The following is a 20,607-nucleotide window of genomic DNA, read 5'->3' on the forward strand; positions in this document are numbered from 1 at the left end:
TTTTATTTTTTCTATCTTTTGGGTATAATAGAAGATATGAAAGTATTACTGTATTTAGAAGGTAAAGCGGTTTTGGAAAAATCAGGCATTGGACGAGCTTTGCAACATCAGATGAAAGCTCTAGATTTGGCTGGAATTCCCTACACGACCGATTCTTCAGGAGATTATGATGTGGTTCATATCAATACTTATGGGCCTAGAAGTTTGCGACTTTTGCACAAAGCAAAAAAACAAGGGAAAAAAGTGATTATGCATGGGCATTCGACTAAAGAAGATTTTCGCAATTCGTTTATTGGGTCAAATCTTTTTGCTTCTGCTTTTGGGAAATATCTAGCTCACATGTACCAAATGGCGGATTTTATCATTACACCGTCTGAATACTCCAAAAAGTTGATTCAGGGCTATGGTGTGACAACACCAATTGTGGCTGTTTCTAATGGGATTGACCTTCATAAATATCAAAAAGATCCACATAAAGAAGAAGTGTTTAGAAAACATTTTCATATCCAAGAAGGAGACAAGGTGGTTGTCTGTGCGGGACTTTATTTTAGACGCAAGGGAATAGAAGACTTTGTAGAAGTAGCACGCAGAATGCCAGATGTCCGCTTTATTTGGTTGGGCAGTATTAACAAATGGATCATTCCACGGAAAATCAGAAATCTTGTGCTTTTTAATCATCCTAAAAATGTTGAATTCCCGGGTTATTTTAAAGGTGCCGTTTTTGAAGGAGCTATGAGTGGTAGCAGTCTTTTCTTTTTCCCAAGTTATGAGGAGACAGAAGGGATTGTAGTGCTAGAGGCGTTGGCTAGTCATCAACATGTCGTTTTACGGGATATTCCTGTATATGAGGGCTGGATTGATGAGCAATCGGCTGAATTGGGGCATAATGTAGATGAATTTGTAGACTCTATCCAAAAGATTTTGGATGGTAAAGTAGATAAGCGAGAAGCTGGCTATAAGGTAGCGCAGAGTCGTTCAATTGATGATGTGGCTTATAAACTTGTGGATGCTTATCAAGAAGTATTGGAGATGTAGCATGCGAATTGGTCTTTTTACGGATACGTATTTCCCTCAGGTTTCAGGGGTGGCAACTAGTATTCGCACTTTAAAAACAGAATTAGAAAAGCTAGGACATACCGTTTTTATTTTTACAACGACAGATAAGGATGTCAATCGTTATGAGGATTGGCAGATTATTCGGATTCCCAGCGTGCCGTTTTTTGCCTTTAAAGATCGGCGAATTGCTTATCGCGGTTTTTCAACGGCTTTAGAGATTGCTCGCCAATATCAATTGGATATTATTCATACCCAGACTGAATTTTCTTTGGGTTTATTAGGTGTTTGGATTGCAAAGGAGCTGCGAATTCCAGTTGTTCATACTTATCATACACAGTATGAGGATTATGTACGTTATATTGCTAAAGGCATGGTCATTCGTCCTAGCATGGTCAAATACATTGTTCGCGGTTTTATGAGTGATTTAGACGGTGTGATTTGTCCGAGCGAGATTGTTTATGACTTGCTCATGAAATACAAAGTAAAAGTAGAAAAACGTGTTATTCCTACTGGAATTGAATTGGCTAAATTTGAACGTCCAGAAATTACTAGTGAGAATATTGCTGATTTACGGGAAAAATTAGGCATTTCAAATCAAGAAACTATGTTGCTTAGTTTATCACGTGTTTCGTATGAAAAAAATATTCAGGCAGTTTTGGCTGCTCTGCCGGCAGTTTTGGAAGAAAATCCAGATGTGAAATTAGTAGTGGCAGGAGATGGACCGTATTTATCTGACTTAAAAGCGCAAGCCAAACGGTTGAATATTACGGATGCAGTGATTTTCACAGGAATGATTGCACCAAGTGAAACCGCATTGTATTATAAAGCAGCGGATTTCTTTATTTCTGCTTCAACGAGTGAGACACAGGGCTTGACATATTTAGAAAGCCTAGCGAGTGGCACTCCTATTATTGCTCACGGAAATCCTTATCTGGACAACGTTATCAATGATAAGATGTTTGGAACGCTTTATTATGAAGAACGTGATTTGGCAGGAGCGATTTTGGAAGCTGTTATTGCAACACCGGATTTGGATGAGAAAAGTCTCGCTGCAAAATTATACGAAATCTCTGCTGAAAACTTCGGCCGTCGTGTCTATGAATTTTATTTGGATTTAACCATTTCAAAAGATTTCAACAATGATTTATATCCGGAGGAGTCTGTTAGTAAGCGATTAGCGAAATCTGTCATTTATCTTCCCCGAAAAGCGATTGCCCTTCCTGTAAATGGATCAGCGCGAATGTTTAAAGCATCTAAACGACAAATCAAAAATATACAGAAATACCTAAAATAAAACTCCTAGACTAGCGAGGTGGGAAAATGAAACGCGATCTTCCTTTTTTAGCTGTACTACTCTTTTTCTATTCGTTATTTTATGGAATTGTCCAAATGATACCAATGGACGAATTGTTACGAAAGGGCTTGGTGGTGAATAATGTTTTGATATATTCACCGCTGGCAACATTCCTTGTAGCAGTTGTCTATGCTGGACTAAATGGCTTTTCTCGCCGTTTTTTGCTTTTAGCAACGCTTATGTTCCTTGTGACGGTTCTGACCTTTGGTGAATGGATTTTCCTGTATCATGCAGCCTATTTTATCTGTTTATTGGTGGGGATGCTGTTAGGTTATGGGATATTTCGCTGGAGAAAGACAAGTAAATGAACATCTAGCAGTTCAGAGCATTTGCTTCTTTAGGAAATTACTACAGTAGCAGTGAAAAGTTAAGACAGGTGTATTGCGTTTCATAGTTTTTCCTAAAAATTCAATGAATGGTCTAAGACGCTTTTGTCTGGACTATTTTTTGATATGAAAGCCTGTCTTTGCTGTCATATTTTTAACATATTTGTTTTAAATTTGTAAAGTAAAGAAATGATGTGTTATGAGTTGAATTGGTAAATTTTAAGGAAAATTTGGTATAATGAAAAAATAGAAAAAGGTGAATAGAATGAAAAAAATATTAGTTGTAGATGATGAGAAACCAATCTCAGATATTATAAAGTTTAACATGGTAAAAGAAGGTTATGAAGTAGTGACAGCCTTCGACGGTCGCGAAGCGTTAGAAATGTTTGAAGCAGAACGTCCAGATATTTTGATTTTGGACTTGATGTTGCCCGAAATGGATGGTTTAGAGGTGGCGCGAACGATTCGGAAAACGAGTAATGTGCCAATCATCGTTCTTTCTGCCAAAGACAGTGAATTTGACAAAGTTATTGGTCTTGAAATCGGTGCGGATGACTATATGACAAAGCCTTTCTCTAATCGTGAGTTGCAGGCGCGTGTTAAAGCCATTTTGCGGCGGACAGATTTGACAATTGAAAATCAAGAAGCAGAAGCTGCTCTGACAGAAATTGTGATTGGAGATTTGCAGATTTTGACTGATGCTTTTGTCGTGAAAAAGCATGGCGAAGAATTAGATTTAACACACCGTGAGTTTGAATTGCTCCACCATTTGGCAACGCATATCGGGCAAGTGATGACGCGTGAACATCTGCTAGAAACGGTGTGGGGTTATGATTATTTTGGAGATGTACGGACGGTCGATGTGACAATTCGCCGTTTGAGAGAAAAGATTGAGGATATTCCTAGCCGACCAGAGTATATTTTAACACGGCGCGGCGTTGGATATTACATGAGAAACAATGATTGATAATATTAGACAATTTGTTGTATCAAAAGATTTTGTATTTGTCTTACTCATTTTAGGATTTATTTTGGTGATTACCTTGCTTTCCTTGGAAAACCGACGTGATAATGTTCGTATTCGCCAATTGAATCAAAAAGTGAAAGACTTAATTGCAGGAGATTATTCAGAAGTTTTAGATATGCAAGGTGGCCCAGAAATTACGGATATTACCAATAGTATCAATGATTTATCTGAGGTAATCCGTCTAACGCATGAAAATTTAGAGCAAGAAACTAAGCGCCTGTCGAGTATTTTATCCTATATGACGGACGGCGTTCTTGCGACCAATCGTCGTGGGCAGATTATCATGATTAATGATATGACGACCAAGCAGTTGGGAGTTAAAGAATCCGAAGCACGAAAGATGAATATCTTAAAACTGCTGGATATCGAAGACGAATATGACTTACGAGACTTGATTACGAAAGTTCCAGAGCTGACCATTGATTCGCAGGATGAAAATGGAGAGTTTTTAAGTTTACGTGTTCGATTTGCCTTGATTCGGCGAGAATCAGGCTTTATTTCAGGGCTGGTTGCAGTGCTGCATGATACAACGGAGCAGGAAAAAGAGGAACGTGAGCGGAGACTATTTGTTTCTAATGTCAGTCATGAATTGCGTACTCCCTTGACCAGTGTCAAGTCTTATCTGGAAGCATTAGATGAGGGCGCTTTGTCTGAGCCAGTTGCACCAGATTTTATTAAGGTTTCGTTAGATGAAACCAATCGGATGATGCGAATGGTTTCGGACTTGCTGAGTTTGTCACGTATTGACAATGCGACTAGTCATTTGGATATTGAGCTGACGAATTTTACAGCTTTTATCACGTTTATTTTAAATCGTTTTGACAAAATCAGAAGTCAGAATGATGATAAGAAGTACGAAATTATTCGAGATTATCCTATTAACTCTATTTGGGTCGAAATTGATACAGATAAGATGACACAAGTGATTGATAATATTATCAACAATGCTATTAAATATTCTCCTGACGGCGGTAAGATCACAGTGAGTATGAAAACAACCGAGACCCAAATGATTTTGTCTATATCAGATGAGGGCTTAGGGATTCCTAAAAAAGATTTACCGAAAATTTTTGACCGCTTCTATCGTGTAGACAAAGCAAGAAGTCGTGCACAAGGTGGATCCGGATTAGGTTTAGCTATTGCTAAGGAAATTATTAAGCAACATCACGGATTTATCTGGGCAAAGAGCGAGTATGGCAAAGGCTCAACGTTTACAATCGTTCTGCCATATGACAAAGAAGCTGTCAAAGATGATGATTGGGAAGAAGATGAATTAGAAGGATAGCCATGAGCGAGAAAGGATTTAAGTATAGTATTTTAGCGTCAGGTTCTACCGGTAACTGTTTTTATTTAGAAACTCCAAAGAAGAAGTTGTTGATTGATGCGGGCTTGTCTGGGAAGAAAATTACCAGCTTATTGAGTGAAATTGACCGTAAACCAGAGGATTTGGATGCCATTTTGGTAACGCATGAGCATAAGGATCATATCCATGGTGTGGGCGTTTTGGCACGGAAATATCATTTAGACATTTATGCCAATCAAGAAACATGGAATGCTATGGAAGTAGCGCTTGGGAAGATTGATGTTGGTCAGAAGCACATTTTTGAAATGGGAAAAACCAAGACATTTGGCGATATTGACATTGAAAGTTTTGGTGTTAGTCATGATGCGGTTGCACCGCAATTTTACCGACTGATGAAAGACGATAAAAGTTTTGTTCTACTGACGGATACTGGCTATGTTAGCGATCGTATGGCGGGGATTATTGAAAATGCGGACGGGTATTTGATCGAGTCCAACCATGATATTGAAATCCTTCGTAGCGGAGCTTATCCTTGGAGCCTGAAGCAGCGGATTTTATCTGACCAAGGACATTTGTCGAATGATGACGGGGCAGAAACCATGATTCGTACGTTGGGTTATCGCACTAAGAAAATCTATCTAGGGCATCTTAGCAAAGAAAATAATACCAAAGAATTGGCTCATATCACAATGATCAATCAATTAGCACAGGCTGATTTGGCGGTTGAGCATGATTTTCATATTTGTGATACATCGCCAGATACGGCGACACCTTTAACAAATATTTAGGAGAAAGAATGCGAATTTTTTACTTAATGATTGGTTTTATTTCAGTAGGATTAGCCCTTTTGGGAGTTGCTTTACCGCTATTACCGCCCCCCTTTTTTGCTGTTGGCGATTGCATGCTTTTCACGCTCTTCCAAACGATTTGAAAAATGGCTATACCATACTAAGTTGTATCAAATCTATGTGGCGGACTTTCGCGAAACAGGTGCTATTGCTCGGGAGCGTAAAAGAAAAATTCTTATTTCCATTTATATTCTAACGGGAATTTCTATCTTCTTTGCACCTCTTATCTGGGTGAAGTTTGCTTTAGCTGCCTTAACCCTTTTTATGACGTATTATTTATTCAAAGTCATTCCAGATAAAGAATGAAAATTCATTTTATCTCTGGTGAACTTTTCCTATCAAATTCTTGGTATCGTTGGAGTATCAAGGATTTTTTTGATATAATAATAGAGAATTTGTTTTCTTTTTATACTCTGTGAAGATCTCTTCAAACTTCGTCGGATTTCACAGTCCGGATGACTGTGAGAGGTGGCAGAGAAGGAAAGCGAAGCATTTGTCAACCTTGCTGTACTCTTTGTTACTGACTTCGTTGATTACACCTGCGACCTCAAAAGCTCAAGTAGAGTTTTTGCCCCACCCGCCGCTTGCTTTCTAGTTCCAATTGTCTGGGAGACAGCTGGAGGTGATTGTTAAGTTTTTTGAGTATTAAAAGAAAAAGTTCTTCTTGAAAGGAGAAAAAATGAGAGATTTACATAAAGTTTTGAGTCAGCAATTTGGAATTGTCTTCCAAGATGAAAAGTTGCTGGAGACAGCTTTTACACACACTAGCTATGCCAATGAGCACCGCCTCTTAAACATTTCACACAATGAGCGCTTGGAATTTTTAGGAGACGCTGTTCTGCAATTATTGATTTCGGAATATCTGTATAAAAAATATCCGAAAAAACCAGAAGGGGACTTGTCAAAACTTCGCTCAACCATTGTACGTGAAGAGAGTTTGGCTGGTTTTAGTCGAGATTGTCAGTTTGATCAATTTATCAAATTAGGTCGTGGCGAAGAAAAGTCAGGTGGTCGCAATCGTGACACCATTCTTGGAGATTTATTTGAAGCCTTTTTAGGAGCTTTGTTGCTAGATAAAGGAGTGGAAGCGGTCAAAAATTTCCTGTATCAAGTCATGATTCCAAAGGTAGAAGTTGGAGACTTTGAGCAGGTGGTTGATTACAAGACCAAGCTACAAGAACTGCTCCAAGTCAATGGTGATGTCGAGATTGTTTATCAAGTCATCTCTGAGTCTGGTCCAGCTCATGCCAAAGAATTTGCTGTAGCGGTATCTGTTGATGGCAGAACGGTTGGACAAGGGCAAGGACGTTCGAAAAAATTAGCAGAGCAGGAAGCTGCTAAAAATGCATTTGAAAAGGAAAGTCATTCATGTATTTAAAAGAAATTGAAATTCAAGGTTTCAAATCTTTTGCAGATAAGACCAAGGTAATATTTGATCAGGGAGTGACAGCAGTCGTTGGACCAAATGGCTCAGGAAAGAGTAACATTACTGAAAGCCTGCGTTGGGCACTGGGGGAGTCCAGTGTTAAAAGTCTCCGTGGCGGGAAAATGCCAGATGTCATTTTTGCGGGAACTGAGACTCGCAAACCACTGAATTATGCTTCTGTTATTGTCGTTTTGGATAATAAAGACCGTTTTATCCAGCAAGCTGCAGATGAGATTCGTGTGGAGCGTCATATTTATCGCAGCGGGGATAGCGAGTATAAAATAGATGGCAAGAAGGTACGTTTGCGAGATATTCATGATTTGTTTATGGATACAGGGCTTGGGCGAGATAGTTTTTCCATTATTTCTCAAGGAAAGGTGGAAGAAATTTTCAATAGCAAGCCAGAGGAGCGCCGTGCCATTTTTGAAGAAGCGGCTGGCGTACTGAAATACAAGACGCGGCGCAAGGAGACTGAAAGCAAGCTCAGTCAAACACAAGATAATCTAGATCGGCTGGAAGATATTATTTATGAGCTCGATAGTCAAGTGAAGCCTCTTGAAAAGCAAGCTACGACTGCTAAGCAGTTTTTGAAATTGGATGAGGAACGCCGTGCTCTTTATTTAGATGTATTGATTGCTCAAATAAAGGGAAATAAAACACAGCTGAATGATACTGAAGAACGGCTTGTGGGGATTCAGCAATCTTTGTCTGCTTATTACAGCAAACGTGACCAGCTAGAGCAAGAAAATGTTCTTCTGAAAGAAAAACGCCATGATTTGCAGAAACAAATGGCAGATGACCAAGCGAGTTTGCTTGAATTAACACGCCTCATCAGTGACTTAGAACGCCAAATCGAAGTTTCCAAATTAGAATCTAGTCAAGCTGCCAACAGTCGGAAGGAAAACGAGGAACGCCTGCAAGGATTGACAGAAAAATTAGAGGCAGTCCAAACAGAATGGCAAGGAAAAGATGAGCAGTTGGCTGATTTTGCTGTAAAATTGGAACAAAATCAACAAGCGATTCATAAATTAGAAGCTGAAATTGAGGCATTTTCGGATGATCCTGACCAGATGATTGAAAAGTTACGTGCTGAATTTGTCCAATTGATGCAAGAAGAAGCGGACTTGTCCAATGACTTAACTGCTTTGGAAAGTCGCTTAGCCAACGAGTTACAATTATCTGAAAGCAAACAAGCAGAATTTGCTAAGTTAAAAGAAAATTTAAAGAATCTTCAAATCAACGAGCAAAGTCAACTGGAAGATTTAGAAACAGCTCGGCAGTCGGTTCAGCAGTTACTGACAGATTATCAAGCACAGCTAAAGCAAGTTCAAGCTGTAAAAACGAATTATCAGCAAAACCAAACGGCAATGTTTGATTTAATGGATGATGTAAAAAATAAAAAGGCGCGTGTTGGTAGTTTAGAAGCTATTCTGAAAAATCACAGTCATTTCTATGCTGGGGTGAAAAGTGTTCTTCAAGAAGCAGAGCGTCTGGGCGGTATTATCGGTGCTGTTAGTGAAAAATTGAGCTTTGATTCGCATTATCAGACAGCACTTGAAATTGCACTTGGAGCAAGTAGCCAGCATATTATAGTAGAGGACGAACAAGCTGCGACACGAGCAATTGAATTTCTGAAACGCAATCGAACAGGACGGGCAACTTTTCTGCCACTGACAACGATTAAAGCGCGGCATTTACCAGATCATCATCAAGGAAGCATTGAAAAGAGTAATGGTTTTCTTGGTTTGGCTTCGTCTTTGGTGCGCTATGATAAGAGTTTAGAGCATATTTTCCAAAATTTGCTAGGTACAACAGCCATTTTTGATACGGTAGAAAATGCGCGAGCAGCTGCTCGCAAAGTTCGGTATCAAGTACGAATTGTCACGCTGGATGGAACAGAATTACGGACAGGCGGTTCTTATGCAGGTGGCGCTAATCGAAATAACAATACAATTTTCATCAAGCCGGAGTTGGATGCTTTGCAAAAGGAACTTTCTGAGAAGAATGTAACATTAGCCGAGCAAGAAAAGCAAGTGGAGGATTTGCACACACAGCTAAGCCAAGCCAACAGTCTGTTAGAAGAAATAAAAGCAAGTGGTGAGGAAGCTCGATTAGCAGAGCAAAAGGCTCAAATGGCTTATGAGCAAACACATAAACAGGTTGAAGACTTATCCGAGCTCTTAGCGCTGCAAGAAAGAGAGCTATCTCGTGAAGTTCTTCCTGATATGGCGGAGCAAAAGGAACGATTGGTTAATCGCCTTGCAGAAATTGAGCAAGAGAAAACCGAAACAGAAGCAGAGATTGAGCAGATTAAGTCAGATAAAGATGCTGTTCAGGCACGTTTAGACAAGCTAACAGCCCACTTATCTGAGCTTCGATTGGTCCGTACCGAGCTGACGGGGCATCAACGTTACGTTCAGATGGATCTCACACGTTTGTCCAATGAAAAATCTGAATTGGATAAAGAGATTTCAACTTTACAATTCTTGATGGAGCAAACGGAAGAGACAGCTTCAAAAGTGGATATTGCTGTTTTAGAAGAGCAATTAACACAGGCTATACAGGAAAAGACAGCTTTGAACCAAGCCAATATTCGGTGTCAGTTTGAACTGGACGATTTGGAAGGGCAAGCAGAAGATCTTACCAGTCATCTGGAACAAGCCCGTCAGCAAAATGAGGATTTGATTCGCAGTCAAGCCAAGGCAGAAGCTGAAAAAGATAAGATTGCAGATGTCCTTCGACACCTTTTGACGAATTTGACAGATGACTATCAAATATCTTTTGATGAAGCTAGTAAACAGGCTCGTCCACTAGAAAATCTTGCGGTTTCTGAAATTAAGGTCAAGGACTTAGAAAAGGCTATTCGGGCTTTAGGGCCAGTCAATCTTGATGCGGTAGAGCAATTTGAAGAAGTCAGTCAACGACTGCATTTCCTCAATACTCAAAGAGATGACGTACTCTCTGCGAAAAATTTGCTTTTGGGAACCATCGAAGAAATGAATGACGAAGTAAAAGACCGCTTCAAATCAACCTTTGAAGCAATTCGTGAGAGCTTCAAAGTGACTTTCAGACAGATGTTTGGTGGCGGTTCGGCGGACTTGATTTTGACCGAAGGCGACCTGCTGACTGCGGGGGTAGAAATTTCGGTTCAACCGCCCGGCAAAAAAATCCAATCACTCAATCTGATGAGCGGAGGAGAAAAGGCGCTATCAGCCTTAGCATTACTCTTCTCCATTATTCGTGTCAAGACGATACCATTTGTCATTTTGGACGAGGTGGAAGCTGCACTTGACGAAGCTAATGTCAAACGTTTCGGAGACTATCTCAATCGCTTTGACAAGGAAAGCCAGTTTATCGTGGTAACACACCGTAAAGGAACGATGTCCGCAGCAGACTCTATCTATGGAGTGACCATGCAAGAGTCTGGTGTGTCAAAGATTGTCTCCGTAAAATTAAAAGATTTAGAAAGTATGTAAAATGAATATAAAATTAGTTGCGACAGATATGGACGGCACCTTTTTAGATGACAAAGGGCAGTTTGATATGGTTCGACTGAAGCAGTTGTTGCTCCATTTTAAAGAAAAGGGCATCTATTTTGCAGTCGCCAGTGGACGCGGTTTGCTGTCATTAGAAAAGCTATTTGAGGATGTGCGAGATGAGATAATTTTTATTGCTGAAAATGGCAGTCTGGTAGAATTTCACGGAGAAGATCTCTATGAAGCAACTATGTCCAAAGATTTTTATCTGTCAGCTTTTGAGAAATTGAAGACATCTCCTTTCATCAATACCAGTGAATTGCTTCTAACAGGTAAAAAAGGCTGTTATGTCTTGGAAACGGTTGATCCAGCTTATTTAGCTTTTAGTGCGCACTATAATGAAAACATCCAAAAAGTAGCTCGCTTGGAGGATATTACAGATGAAATTTTCAAATTTACAACCAATTTTTCTGAAGAAACAGTAGCTGCTGGTGAGGCCTGGGTCAATGAACACGTTCCTGGTGTCAAAGCCATGACGACAGGTTATAAGTCAATTGATATTGTCCTAGACTATGTGGACAAGGGCGTTGCCATTGTCGAATTGGCGAAGAAATTAAATCTTGAAATGGATCAGGTCATGACATTTGGTGACAATTTGAATGATCTACACATGATGCAAGTAGCAGGTTATCCTATTGCCCCTGAAAATGCTCGCCCAGAGATTTTGAAAGTAGCTAAAGAGGTCATTGGGCATCATGCGGTGCATTCAGTGATGACGTATATGGAGGGATTATAATGGCAGATATAAAATTGATTGCCTTGGATTTAGACGGAACTTTACTGACTTCTGAGAAAAACATTTCAGAGCGAAATTTAGCAGCTCTTAAGATGGCTCAAGAGCAGGGAATCAAGATTGTTTTGACGACCGGTCGCCCTCTCAAAGCAATGGAGCTTTTCTTAAACGAATTGGGTGTAGCTAATCAAGAGGACGAATACACCATTACTTTTAATGGTGGTTTGGTGCAACGCAATACAGGGGAAATTCTTGATAAAACAGTTTTTGCCTATGACGATGTGGCTCGTATTTTTGAGGAAACAGAAAAGTTAGGCTTGCCACTAGATGCGATTTGCGAAGGAACTGTCTACCAAATCCAGTCAGACCATGAATCGCTTTACCAAACTTGCAATCCTGCTTTAACATTTGAGTCGGTTTCATTTGCAGACTTATCTAGCCAACAGACTTATAATAAATGTGTAACAGCTTATGCACCAGATCCGCTTGATCGTGGTATTGCTCAACTTTCGTCCGATTTATTTGACAAATATGAAATTTTTAAGTCGCGCGATATGCTGTTAGAATGGTCTCCGAAGAATGTCCATAAAGCAAATGGCTTAGAAAAATTGATTGCTCATTTAGGAATTGAACAAAGTCAAGTCATGACTTGCGGAGATGAAGCAAATGACCTGTCTATGATAAAATGGGCAGGACTTGGTGTAGCTATGCAAAATGCAGTAGCAGCAGTCAAAGAAGTTGCCAATGTGGTGACGCCGATGACCAATGATGAAGATGCTGTTGCTTGGGCTATAGAAAAATATGCACTGAAATAAAGGAGGAATTGAATGGGTTTATTTGATCGCCTTTTTGGTCGCCAAAAAGAAGAAAAACCAGTTGAAAGTATTCCTGAAGAAGCTGTAGAAACAGTATCAGAGGATGATCAAGGAAAGAATCTAGAAAAAGTAGAAACAGCTCCTGTAGAGAATACGCAATCTGAGAATCTAGATGAACAAACATTCCAAACAGAGCTGAAAGAACGTCTTGCTAATGATGAGACACGTCTTGAAACCATTCAAGAAAAAGTAGAAGAAATGGAGCCGGAAACGGCTACTACAGGATCAAGTCTAGAGTTTGCTGAAAATGATTTGCAAGCTCCAGAAAATCATACATTACAGAATGAAACGGCAACTCCACACCCTGACGAGACAGCAGCCCTTTCGCAACATACGACTCATCCAGCTGCCACAGATTTACAGGTACGTTTAGCAGAAGCTAGAAGACAGCAGGCAGAACAAGAAAATATGAGGCAGTTGAACGAAGCGAACGCAGGGTCAAGTTCAGCAGAGTCAACTACGGCAGAGAAGACTATTAGCGAACCAATTGAAGCAAGTTCATCTATTCAAAAAGAAACGGTTCAGGAAAAGTATGACCGTAGTCTTAAAAAGACGCGGACAGGTTTTGGAGCGCGGCTTAATGCTTTCTTTGCCAATTTCCGTTCGGTAGATGAGGAATTTTTTGAAGAGTTAGAAGAACTCTTGATTACGAGTGACGTGGGAGTGCAAGTTGCTTCTAATCTGACAGAAGCCTTACGCCAAGAAGCTCGCCTTGAAAATGCCAAAAAGCCAGATGTCCTTCGTCGGGTCATCATTGAAAAGTTAGTAGACATCTATGAGAAAGATGGCAAATTTAACGAAAAAATCAATTTACAAGACGGTTTGACAGTCATGCTTTTTGTTGGTGTAAACGGAGTTGGGAAAACCACTTCGATAGGGAAATTGGCTTATAAATATAAGCTGGCTGGCAAGAAAGTCATGTTAGTTGCAGCTGATACTTTCCGTGCGGGAGCTGTTGCTCAGTTGGTGGAATGGGGACGTCGAGTAGATGTTCCGGTTGTGACAGGTCCAGAAAAGAGTGATCCAGCTAGCGTTGTTTATGACGGTATGGAGCGTGCAAAGGCTGAAAATGTGGATATTCTAATGATTGATACGGCCGGACGCTTGCAAAACAAAGATAACCTAATGGCAGAGTTGGAAAAAATTGGACGGATTATCAAACGGGTAGATCCAGCTGCGCCGCATGAAACGTTCTTGGCACTAGATGCCTCAACCGGTCAAAATGCCCTTGTTCAAGCTAAGGAATTTTCAAAAATTACGCCAGTAACAGGAATTGTCTTGACGAAAATTGATGGAACAGCGCGTGGTGGTGTCGTTCTTGCAATCCGTCAAGAGATGGATATTCCAGTTAAACTGATTGGATTCGGAGAAAAAATTGACGATATTGGAGTATTTAACTCTGAAAACTTTATGAAAGGGCTCTTAGAGGGCTTGGTATAAGAAAAAAGACTTGCAATTCATTCATTTTGCAAGTCTTTTGTATATATTTACTTTACCCCAATCGTCCTTCTTTGCGATAGGCTTCGTCTGGACGCCAATTCCAATCAGCTTCAAATTGGTTAAGGAGCTCAAAGCTGGCTTCGGGTCCCATAGTACCTGATTTGTAATGATGAAGGGGAACTTCGTTATTTGCCCACAAGGTTTCAATACGGTCAATCAATTCCCAACTAGAGCGAACTTCGTCCCAGTGGCTAAAATTGGTTGAGTCATTGTTTAGCACATCGTAGATGAGCTTTTCATAGGGCTCTGGTGACGCACCAGAAGCTGTTGCATCTGTACGATAATCAAGTGTCAATGGAGCTAAGTTAAATTGCTCGCCCACTTCTTTGCCGTTCATGCTAAGAGAAAAACCTTCAGTTGGCTGAATGTAGATGGTCAACACATTTGGTTGGAGCGAGGAGCCAAAAATGGATTCCACTTGCTTAAAAACAATGTTGACATGAGTTCCTTTGGCAGTAAGACGTTTTCCAGTACGGAAGAAAAATGGCACCCCGCGAAATCGGTCACTATCTACAAAGAATGCACCAGAAGCAAAGGTTTCTGTGGTAGATTCTGGTTCAACATTTGGTTCGCTGCGATAGGAAATATACTTTTTCCCGTCTACTTTACCAGAAGTATATTGACCACGAATGAAGAGTTTTTTCAGATCATTATCAGTAGGTTTATGCAAGTGCTTGAAAACCTTAATTTTTTCAGCCCGAATATCATCTTTGGTGAAAGTTTTGGGTTTGTCCATAGCAAGTAAAGACAGGAGTTGAAGTGTGTGATTTTGCACCATATCGCGCAGTGCACCTGAATGGTCGTAATAACCACCACGCTCCTCCACACCTAACTTTTCAGCAAAAGTGATCTGTACATTGTCAATATAATCACGATTCCAGACATTTTCAAAAAGAAGATTGGCAAAGCGAATGGCAAAAATACTTTGAATCATTTCTTTGCCGAGATAATGGTCAATCCGGAAAATCTGCTCTTCGTCAAATGTTGCCAACAAATCGTCGTTCAGTTTGCTAGCAGAGGCAAGGTCTGTGCCAAACGGTTTTTCTACAATTAAGCGTTCAAATCCTTTCCCGTCTACAATTTGCTCGGATTTGAGGTGTTTAGCAATGGTTCCGAAAAACTGAGGAGCCATAGATAAAAAGAACAATTTATTGTGTTCTGCATGATAGTGGTCATTGAGACGATTTTGTAGTTTTCTTAATTCAATATAATGCTCGGTATCTTGCACATCGTGACTTTGGTAATAGAAATGGCTAGCAAATTCTTGTGCTTGCTCAGGGCTATCTGCGAGGTCTGTGATAGACTCGACCACGACAGATTCAAAATATTCCTTGCTCCAAGGTCTGCGAGCTGTGCCGATAACGGCAAAATGCTTGGACAGATTGCCAGATTTATACAATCTAAAAAGGGAGGGATAGAGTTTTCTTTTTGCCAAATCTCCACTGGCACCAAAAATTGTAATAATCACTTTTGAAGACATTTTGAACACCCATTTTCTAATATTTTATTTATTTTACCATAAATTGATTAAAATTTCTGATTTTTGATAGCTCGAAATAAAGAGTAAAAAAGATAAAAAATAAGGATAACAAGGACAAATAGAAGAAGAAAGACAAGATGCACACCTGTCGTAGTATCAGGAGCTTGATTGACCATGATAGCAGCAATCGCCGTTCCTAAAGCTCCAGCAAATGTTTGAGCCATTTGAAAGAGAGCAGTGGCGTCTGGTGACTTTTCACGACTAATTTGTGAAACAGATAAGGCCATCGTGTTGTTGAAAGCCAGATTGCGCCCAATCGTAAAGAAAATATAAAAAAGGATGATGAGCGGTAATGTTAAGGCTTTTGTAAAGAATGCAAAAACGGAAACGGCTAAGAAAAAGAGGAGGTTCCCACCATATAGAGAAAATTTGGGTCCCTTGGTGTCATATAATTTCCCCAAGAAAGGTGCCGAAAAAGCTCCTAACATTGTTCCAGGTAGCAGTGCAAAGCCAGCAGCAGAAGTAGCCTCGTGTTTCACTAAAACCAAGAAATTAGGAATCAGAAAATTGGCTGATAAATTTGAAAATTGGTAGAGAAAGAAAGGAATAATCCCTAGTAAAATAACTGGATTTTTCAAAATACGAATATCTAAAAAAGGATGTTCAACGGTTAGACTTCTCCAAATGAAAAGGATAAGTGATAATAAAAAGATGATGACAAAGCTCCAATTAAAGCTGCCTGCTTCTAAACTAGAAATCGCCATAATAGAAAAAGTAAGTGCGAGTGCAAGGAGCAAGAAAGAAACCCATTCAAAGGGACGTTCCTTTCTATTGGGGGTATTTTCTAAAAAGAAAAATCCTAAAATGAAGGAGATAATCGGAACCGGCATGATGAATGTGTAAATCATGTGCCAATCGAATGAACCAATCATCAAGCCGCCATAGGTGGGACCAATCGCAGGAGCTAGGCTTATAACAAGTCCAGACAATCCCATGTAAAAACCAATTTGGCTACGCGGAATACGTTCTACGATAAGATTAAACATAAGGGGGGTAGCAATTCCAGTTGCTGAACCTTGCAAAATGCGTCCTAACATGAGTAAGGCAAAATTAGGCGCAAGCATTGCAACACCATTTCCTAACGTAAAAATAGCTAGGCTAATGAAGAGAATTTTACGCTCAGACCAATTGTGTGCTAGAGTGGCTCCAAGTGTAATTGTAATGGCGACAGCCAGTAGATAACCTGTTGTAATCCATTGCAATGTGCCAAGGTCTGTATGAAAAACTTTCATAAGATGTGGAAAAGTGACATTCATACTGGTTTCAGAAAGAATTCCAGCAAAAGTAATTAGAGCAGTGGCGAAAATAGATAGCAAGGTTTTCCTTGAAACAGGTTGATTTTGATGTGACATAGTACCTCCTAAAAATACAAATTTCTCTTATTTTATCATAATTGCTCACAAAAGAGCATAATAGGAGACCTAGAGAAATACTTCTCAGGTCTTCTTTTATTTATTCAATGTAGGTTAAAAGACACGATAGACATAAGGATTGCTAGGCTTTTCAACTTTCTTGAAACTATCCACTTCAAGCGTTGGCAAACTTTGTCCTAGTTGTTTATGATAGCGAATCGTAATTTTCCCGCTTGCTCTTATCCAGGTATTATTTTCAAAATGCTCCGTATTACCAGTTGTCAGAAGTCCATAGACTCCCGAATCGGCAATACAATGAATAATACCAAAGCGGAAAAGAAACTGGCTGTTTTTATCGCTCGGGTCATTATAGACAAACCCAGTAAATTCTAGCCGCTTTCCCGCAAATTCATCTGGATAATCATAGAGGACTTCCATGATTTCCATATAATTTTCCGTCGTAACGGAAATGATGTCTTTTTTCAGATATTTTTTTGCAGCTGCCCGCATTTCTTTCTCGTAAGCACTTTTAGTAAAATAGGTACTGGTATCAGGTTTTAGGTACTGATTGGTAGTGCCCTCATCAGCCTGAATGTTCTTAGAACTACCGTCAGCCAGCGGGAAATGGTAGCCCTTAGCAGAAACGGTTGTAGAGTCCAAATTGACCGTTGGAAAGAAGAGAGCAACGACAAGTGGTACAACAAGAAAAGCAATACTAGCAAATTTTGCAGAACGACTCGTCAAATGGCTGTGCACTTTCATTTTTTTCATCCAGACGATGAGCTGCACAATAGCTAGCACGAAAGAAAGTACCATGGAAATATATGCCAAATAAGAAAAATGCATATTGATGTATTGATTGAGCTTGCCGGAAAGTTGCAAATACATGGTGATTTCAAAGTAACCAGCTAAAATTAGAAAACGAATCATAGCACCACCCCCACAAGCCAAGAGTAAATGACAACAACTAAACTAACAATTCCAATGAATTGCCAGATGAATCGTCCTTTGAGGTAATTTTTCATCATGAGGATATTTTTCACATCTAGCATTGGTCCAATGACGAGGAAAGCGAGAACTGGTGCTAAGCCAAAACTAGAAATGAGTGAACTACCAATAAAGGCATCTGCTTCACTGCAAAGTGAGAGAAGAAATGCAAGCACCATCAATAGTAAAATAGCCATAAGTGGTGTTGCACTAATGGAAGTCAGAATGCGTGTAGGCACGTAGACTTGCACTAGACTGGCAAAGAGACAACCAAAGACTAAGTAACGACCTGTATCAAAAAATTCGTCAATAGACTGTACAAACACTTGAAATACTTTCTTTGGCTGACTTAAATGAGAGAAGTCGTGTTCATGCTGAATAACTCGATTCTCTTTTTGAATAGTTGCAGTATTGAGAAAGCCAAAGAAAATTCCTAAGATGATTGCCACAACAATAGAGCCAAGGGCTCTGAGCAAAGCCATTTTAAAGGAATTCCCAAAGGCAGAATAGGTCGCAAAAAGAACAATAGGATTGATAACAGGTGCTGTCACCATAAAAGGAACAGCTGTGTAACTTGGTACTTTCTTTTCCAAAAAACGATTGATAATAGGCACAATTCCACATTCGCAAGAAGGGAAAATAAAGCCAATAAAAGTACCAAAGAAAATCCTACCCCATTTATTTTTAGGCAGATAGTGATAAACTTTGTCTGGTGTGATATAAACCTCTATAAAACCTGAAATAATGCTCCCGATTAGCACAAAAGGTAGTGCTTCGATAATAATGGAGAGGAAAATCGCACCAGCTTGTAGCACACTAGGTGGCAGTTGATTAAAAAAGCTCATGACTTTTTAGCCTTCTCCACTTTTTTAATCTTTTTTTCTTTTTCATCAGGAAATTCTACTTTTTCGATTTTAGGTAACGTTGCAAATTCTTCAAACATTTTGTCCAAATCATCTGAACGCGTAAATTTAATAGCCATAACAGCCTCCTTTTCCTTTTTAACTATTATACTATCATTTTGAAAATTATGGTGAAATAAAGTCAGCAGAATAGTAATTAGCTTGTGAAAGAAGGAGATGAATGTGGTATAATAAATAGACTATATGTGCAAAGGAAGGATCATGTCTCCAGATAATAATATAAGATTAAAATACTATAATCTTCAACCATTTACCAAATGGACGGGCGGAAAGCGGCAATTTTTAAGTGTATTGAGGAGCTATATGCCTGAAAAGTATAAGCGTTATTTTGAGCCTTTTGTAACTCCTTCGTCAAAAAGAATTTTAGCGAATTACGAAGATCTGATGCATAAATGAAAATACAGAGGAACTATATATGAAACTAGAGTTACCCACTCATCTTGCAGAGGGTTACAAGAGTAAGTCTCAAATCGTAAGGGTGATAACAGAATCATGGGTTGCGGAAAATGCTTATTGTCCCAATTGTGGGCAGATTTACTTATCACATTTTGAAAATAATCGTCCTGTTGCAGATTTCTTTTGTGCTAATTGTAGAGAAGAATTTGAGCTGAAAAGTAAGCAAACTAATTTTTCCACAATTATTAACGACGGTGCTTATGATACGATGATTCGTCGTCTGGAAAGTGAGAATAACCCTAACTTTTTCTTTTTGAACTATTCTAAAGAAATGACGGTAATAAATTTTATTTTAATTCCGAAACATTTTTTTACACCTAAAATTGTTATTAAAAGAAAACCCTTGTCATCCAGCGCTCAAAGAGCAGGTTGGATAGGCTGCAATATTGATATTTCGCACGTTCCAGAGATTGGAAAAATATTTTTAGTCAGAGATGGACAGATTGCAAAACAGAGACAAGTACAAGAAAATTTTCAAAAAACACTTTTTTTACGAAATAAGACGAAAGATGCAAGAGGGTGGACATTAGATATTCTGAATTGTATTGATAGAATCCCGAAGAAAAACTTTACTTTGAGTGATGTATATGCATTTGAAAAAGAGTTGCAGGAACAATATCCAAATAATCACTTTGTTAAAGACAAAATTAGGCAGCAGTTACAAGTGCTGAGAGATAAAAATATCATTGAATTTATTGGACGAGGTCAGTATAGAAAGTTGGATAGGTAAGGATGAAGATTGAGATAATAGAAACTTTGTCAAAAATTGTAACAATTGACGCTTCAACTGTTGAAGAGGGGATAAATCAAGTTGATCAATTGTATCGAAATGAAGAAATTATCCTAGATACCAATGATTATCTATCAACAGAGTATGTACCTTTAGATATGGTAAACGTAAATAGTTCAAAGGACAAAGTAGCGCCATCCGAAGTATATGAATTTGTAAAATTATTTTGGCCTAATTGGGACAATGAAGAAGACGCCGAATCTCTCTCCGTTATGATTTATACTTTGTCAGATCCCGACTGTATTCGATGGATGAGTGAAAAACTAGAATTTTTTGATCAAGATTTATTTGAATATGATTATCATCCAGAATGGTTGGACTCTATTGAACACCGTTTATTACTTATACAAGAATTATTGAGTAATCGTACAAATTAGATGGAGCCTCACAGAACTAAGCTAATTTGTCGAGAGTTCAGCAGATGACGTGAATTTTGTCTGGGTGACAGATGGACAGGGCTGGAAAACGGCACACTTACCTCTTGCGGAAGCTTTTGCTCATATTCCAAATGTATTTAATCTAGAGATGATGAAGCGAGGGTATTTAACTGAGTTGTTACAATGATTGAGTACATA

Annotated in this window: 18 protein-coding genes and 3 pseudogenes; 16 read left to right on the plus strand and 5 right to left on the minus strand. The window is 39.2% G+C overall.

Going from position 1 to position 20,607, the window contains the following annotated elements; all coding sequences use genetic code 11:
- The first annotated feature begins 36 nt into the window (after positions 1 to 36).
- The 12 genes and pseudogenes from RG565_RS08210 to ftsY all read left to right on the plus strand — a co-directional run bounded on the left by RG565_RS08210 (position 37) and on the right by ftsY (position 13,924).
- Positions 37 to 1,035, plus strand: a complete 999-nt coding sequence (locus RG565_RS08210; protein ID WP_247937475.1) for a glycosyltransferase family 4 protein — start codon at positions 37 to 39, stop codon at positions 1,033 to 1,035.
- Between the two features lies 1 nt (position 1,036).
- Complete coding sequence (locus RG565_RS08215; protein WP_247937474.1) at positions 1,037 to 2,350, plus strand: glycosyltransferase family 4 protein; 1,314 nt, start codon at positions 1,037 to 1,039, stop codon at positions 2,348 to 2,350.
- A 26-nt stretch (positions 2,351 to 2,376) separates the two neighbouring features.
- Positions 2,377 to 2,718, plus strand: coding sequence for a hypothetical protein (locus RG565_RS08220; protein ID WP_247937473.1), 342 nt, complete (start codon positions 2,377 to 2,379; stop codon positions 2,716 to 2,718).
- A gap of 283 nt (positions 2,719 to 3,001) precedes the next feature.
- A complete protein-coding gene (gene yycF / locus RG565_RS08225; protein ID WP_003040015.1) occupies positions 3,002 to 3,703 on the plus strand; it encodes a response regulator YycF in 702 nt (233 codons plus the stop codon).
- Complete coding sequence (vicK, locus tag RG565_RS08230) at positions 3,696 to 5,048, plus strand: cell wall metabolism sensor histidine kinase VicK (RefSeq protein WP_247937472.1); 1,353 nt, start codon at positions 3,696 to 3,698, stop codon at positions 5,046 to 5,048. Before yycF ends, vicK begins: the two co-directional genes overlap by 8 nt.
- 2 nt (positions 5,049 to 5,050) lie before the next feature.
- Positions 5,051 to 5,854, plus strand: coding sequence for an MBL fold metallo-hydrolase (locus tag RG565_RS08235; RefSeq protein ID WP_151380279.1), 804 nt, complete (start codon positions 5,051 to 5,053; stop codon positions 5,852 to 5,854).
- An 8-nt stretch (positions 5,855 to 5,862) separates the two neighbouring features.
- A pseudogene (locus tag RG565_RS08240) lies at positions 5,863 to 6,220 on the plus strand (YbaN family protein).
- Positions 6,221 to 6,593: 373 nt separating this feature from the next.
- Positions 6,594 to 7,292: a ribonuclease III gene (gene rnc, locus RG565_RS08245; protein ID WP_003025140.1), complete on the plus strand. Its 699-nt coding sequence runs from the start codon at positions 6,594 to 6,596 to the stop codon at positions 7,290 to 7,292.
- Positions 7,283 to 10,816: a chromosome segregation protein SMC gene (gene smc / locus RG565_RS08250; RefSeq protein ID WP_247937471.1), complete on the plus strand. Its 3,534-nt coding sequence runs from the start codon at positions 7,283 to 7,285 to the stop codon at positions 10,814 to 10,816. The genes rnc and smc overlap by 10 nt, the downstream gene beginning before the upstream one ends.
- A gap of 1 nt (position 10,817) precedes the next feature.
- Positions 10,818 to 11,612, plus strand: a complete 795-nt coding sequence (locus tag RG565_RS08255; RefSeq protein ID WP_268732237.1) for a Cof-type HAD-IIB family hydrolase — start codon at positions 10,818 to 10,820, stop codon at positions 11,610 to 11,612.
- On the plus strand, positions 11,612 to 12,424 hold the full coding sequence (locus RG565_RS08260; protein WP_021001536.1) for a Cof-type HAD-IIB family hydrolase: 813 nt from the start codon (positions 11,612 to 11,614) through the stop codon (positions 12,422 to 12,424). The genes RG565_RS08255 and RG565_RS08260 overlap by 1 nt, the downstream gene beginning before the upstream one ends.
- 12 nt (positions 12,425 to 12,436) lie before the next feature.
- Entirely contained in the window at positions 12,437 to 13,924 is a 1,488-nt protein-coding gene (ftsY, locus tag RG565_RS08265; protein WP_268732238.1) for a signal recognition particle-docking protein FtsY, read from the plus strand.
- 52 nt (positions 13,925 to 13,976) lie between these two features.
- Here the strand turns inward: ftsY and zwf are convergent, their stop codons facing one another.
- The 5 genes from zwf to RG565_RS08290 form a co-directional block, all read right to left on the minus strand.
- Positions 13,977 to 15,464 carry a glucose-6-phosphate dehydrogenase gene (gene zwf, locus RG565_RS08270; protein WP_247937467.1) on the minus strand — a complete coding sequence of 496 codons (1,488 nt, stop codon included), beginning with the start codon at positions 15,462 to 15,464 and terminating at the stop codon, positions 13,977 to 13,979.
- Between the two features lie 47 nt (positions 15,465 to 15,511).
- Positions 15,512 to 16,876 (minus strand): MFS transporter, encoded by a 1,365-nt coding sequence (locus RG565_RS08275; RefSeq protein ID WP_247937466.1) that lies wholly within the window; start codon positions 16,874 to 16,876, stop codon positions 15,512 to 15,514.
- 114 nt (positions 16,877 to 16,990) lie between these two features.
- On the minus strand, positions 16,991 to 17,806 hold the full coding sequence (locus tag RG565_RS08280) for a TIGR03943 family putative permease subunit (RefSeq protein ID WP_126406819.1): 816 nt from the start codon (positions 17,804 to 17,806) through the stop codon (positions 16,991 to 16,993).
- The gene (locus tag RG565_RS08285) at positions 17,803 to 18,708 is read right to left on the minus strand and encodes a permease (protein ID WP_247937465.1); all 906 of its coding nucleotides are present in this window, start codon (positions 18,706 to 18,708) and stop codon (positions 17,803 to 17,805) included. Before RG565_RS08285 ends, RG565_RS08280 begins: the two co-directional genes overlap by 4 nt.
- Entirely contained in the window at positions 18,705 to 18,845 is a 141-nt protein-coding gene (locus RG565_RS08290) for an SPJ_0845 family protein (protein WP_003040097.1), read from the minus strand. Before RG565_RS08290 ends, RG565_RS08285 begins: the two co-directional genes overlap by 4 nt.
- A 142-nt stretch (positions 18,846 to 18,987) precedes the next feature.
- Between RG565_RS08290 and RG565_RS08295 the strand changes: the two are divergent.
- The 4 genes and pseudogenes from RG565_RS08295 to RG565_RS08310 all read left to right on the plus strand — a co-directional run.
- A pseudogene (locus tag RG565_RS08295) lies at positions 18,988 to 19,128 on the plus strand (DNA adenine methylase); the annotation flags it as partial.
- A gap of 73 nt (positions 19,129 to 19,201) precedes the next feature.
- Positions 19,202 to 19,972, plus strand: a complete 771-nt coding sequence (locus tag RG565_RS08300; RefSeq protein ID WP_247937464.1) for a DpnI domain-containing protein — start codon at positions 19,202 to 19,204, stop codon at positions 19,970 to 19,972.
- Between the two features lie 2 nt (positions 19,973 to 19,974).
- Entirely contained in the window at positions 19,975 to 20,409 is a 435-nt protein-coding gene (locus RG565_RS08305) for a DpnD/PcfM family protein (protein WP_151380289.1), read from the plus strand.
- Between the two features lie 25 nt (positions 20,410 to 20,434).
- Positions 20,435 to 20,596, plus strand: a pseudogene (locus tag RG565_RS08310) (DpnII family type II restriction endonuclease); the annotation flags it as partial.
- Positions 20,597 to 20,607 lie beyond the last annotated feature (11 nt).

The sequence above is a fragment of the Streptococcus sp. IsoGale021 genome (assembly GCF_031142795.1).
Lineage (GTDB): Bacteria > Bacillota > Bacilli > Lactobacillales > Streptococcaceae > Streptococcus > Streptococcus hominis.

What these genes read in the sequence shown, in the direction of transcription:
- RG565_RS08300 (WP_247937464.1), top strand. Translation starts at nt 19,202, where the DNA reads ATGAAACTAGAGTTACCCACTCATCTTGCAGAGGGTTACAAGAGTAAG.
- RG565_RS08220 (WP_247937473.1), top strand. Translation starts at nt 2,377, where the DNA reads ATGAAACGCGATCTTCCTTTTTTAGCTGTACTACTCTTTTTCTATTCG.
- RG565_RS08275 (WP_247937466.1), bottom strand. Translation starts at nt 16,876, where the DNA reads ATGTCACATCAAAATCAACCTGTTTCAAGGAAAACCTTGCTATCTATT.
- RG565_RS08255 (WP_268732237.1), top strand. Translation starts at nt 10,818, where the DNA reads ATGAATATAAAATTAGTTGCGACAGATATGGACGGCACCTTTTTAGAT.
- zwf (WP_247937467.1), bottom strand. Translation starts at nt 15,464, where the DNA reads ATGTCTTCAAAAGTGATTATTACAATTTTTGGTGCCAGTGGAGATTTG.
- RG565_RS08235 (WP_151380279.1), top strand. Translation starts at nt 5,051, where the DNA reads ATGAGCGAGAAAGGATTTAAGTATAGTATTTTAGCGTCAGGTTCTACC.
- RG565_RS08210 (WP_247937475.1), top strand. Translation starts at nt 37, where the DNA reads ATGAAAGTATTACTGTATTTAGAAGGTAAAGCGGTTTTGGAAAAATCA.
- RG565_RS08280 (WP_126406819.1), bottom strand. Translation starts at nt 17,806, where the DNA reads ATGATTCGTTTTCTAATTTTAGCTGGTTACTTTGAAATCACCATGTAT.
- vicK (WP_247937472.1), top strand. Translation starts at nt 3,696, where the DNA reads ATGATTGATAATATTAGACAATTTGTTGTATCAAAAGATTTTGTATTT.
- RG565_RS08215 (WP_247937474.1), top strand. Translation starts at nt 1,037, where the DNA reads ATGCGAATTGGTCTTTTTACGGATACGTATTTCCCTCAGGTTTCAGGG.
- ftsY (WP_268732238.1), top strand. Translation starts at nt 12,437, where the DNA reads ATGGGTTTATTTGATCGCCTTTTTGGTCGCCAAAAAGAAGAAAAACCA.
- RG565_RS08290 (WP_003040097.1), bottom strand. Translation starts at nt 18,845, where the DNA reads ATGGCTATTAAATTTACGCGTTCAGATGATTTGGACAAAATGTTTGAA.
- rnc (WP_003025140.1), top strand. Translation starts at nt 6,594, where the DNA reads ATGAGAGATTTACATAAAGTTTTGAGTCAGCAATTTGGAATTGTCTTC.
- RG565_RS08285 (WP_247937465.1), bottom strand. Translation starts at nt 18,708, where the DNA reads ATGAGCTTTTTTAATCAACTGCCACCTAGTGTGCTACAAGCTGGTGCG.
- smc (WP_247937471.1), top strand. Translation starts at nt 7,283, where the DNA reads ATGTATTTAAAAGAAATTGAAATTCAAGGTTTCAAATCTTTTGCAGAT.
- RG565_RS08260 (WP_021001536.1), top strand. Translation starts at nt 11,612, where the DNA reads ATGGCAGATATAAAATTGATTGCCTTGGATTTAGACGGAACTTTACTG.
- RG565_RS08305 (WP_151380289.1), top strand. Translation starts at nt 19,975, where the DNA reads ATGAAGATTGAGATAATAGAAACTTTGTCAAAAATTGTAACAATTGAC.
- yycF (WP_003040015.1), top strand. Translation starts at nt 3,002, where the DNA reads ATGAAAAAAATATTAGTTGTAGATGATGAGAAACCAATCTCAGATATT.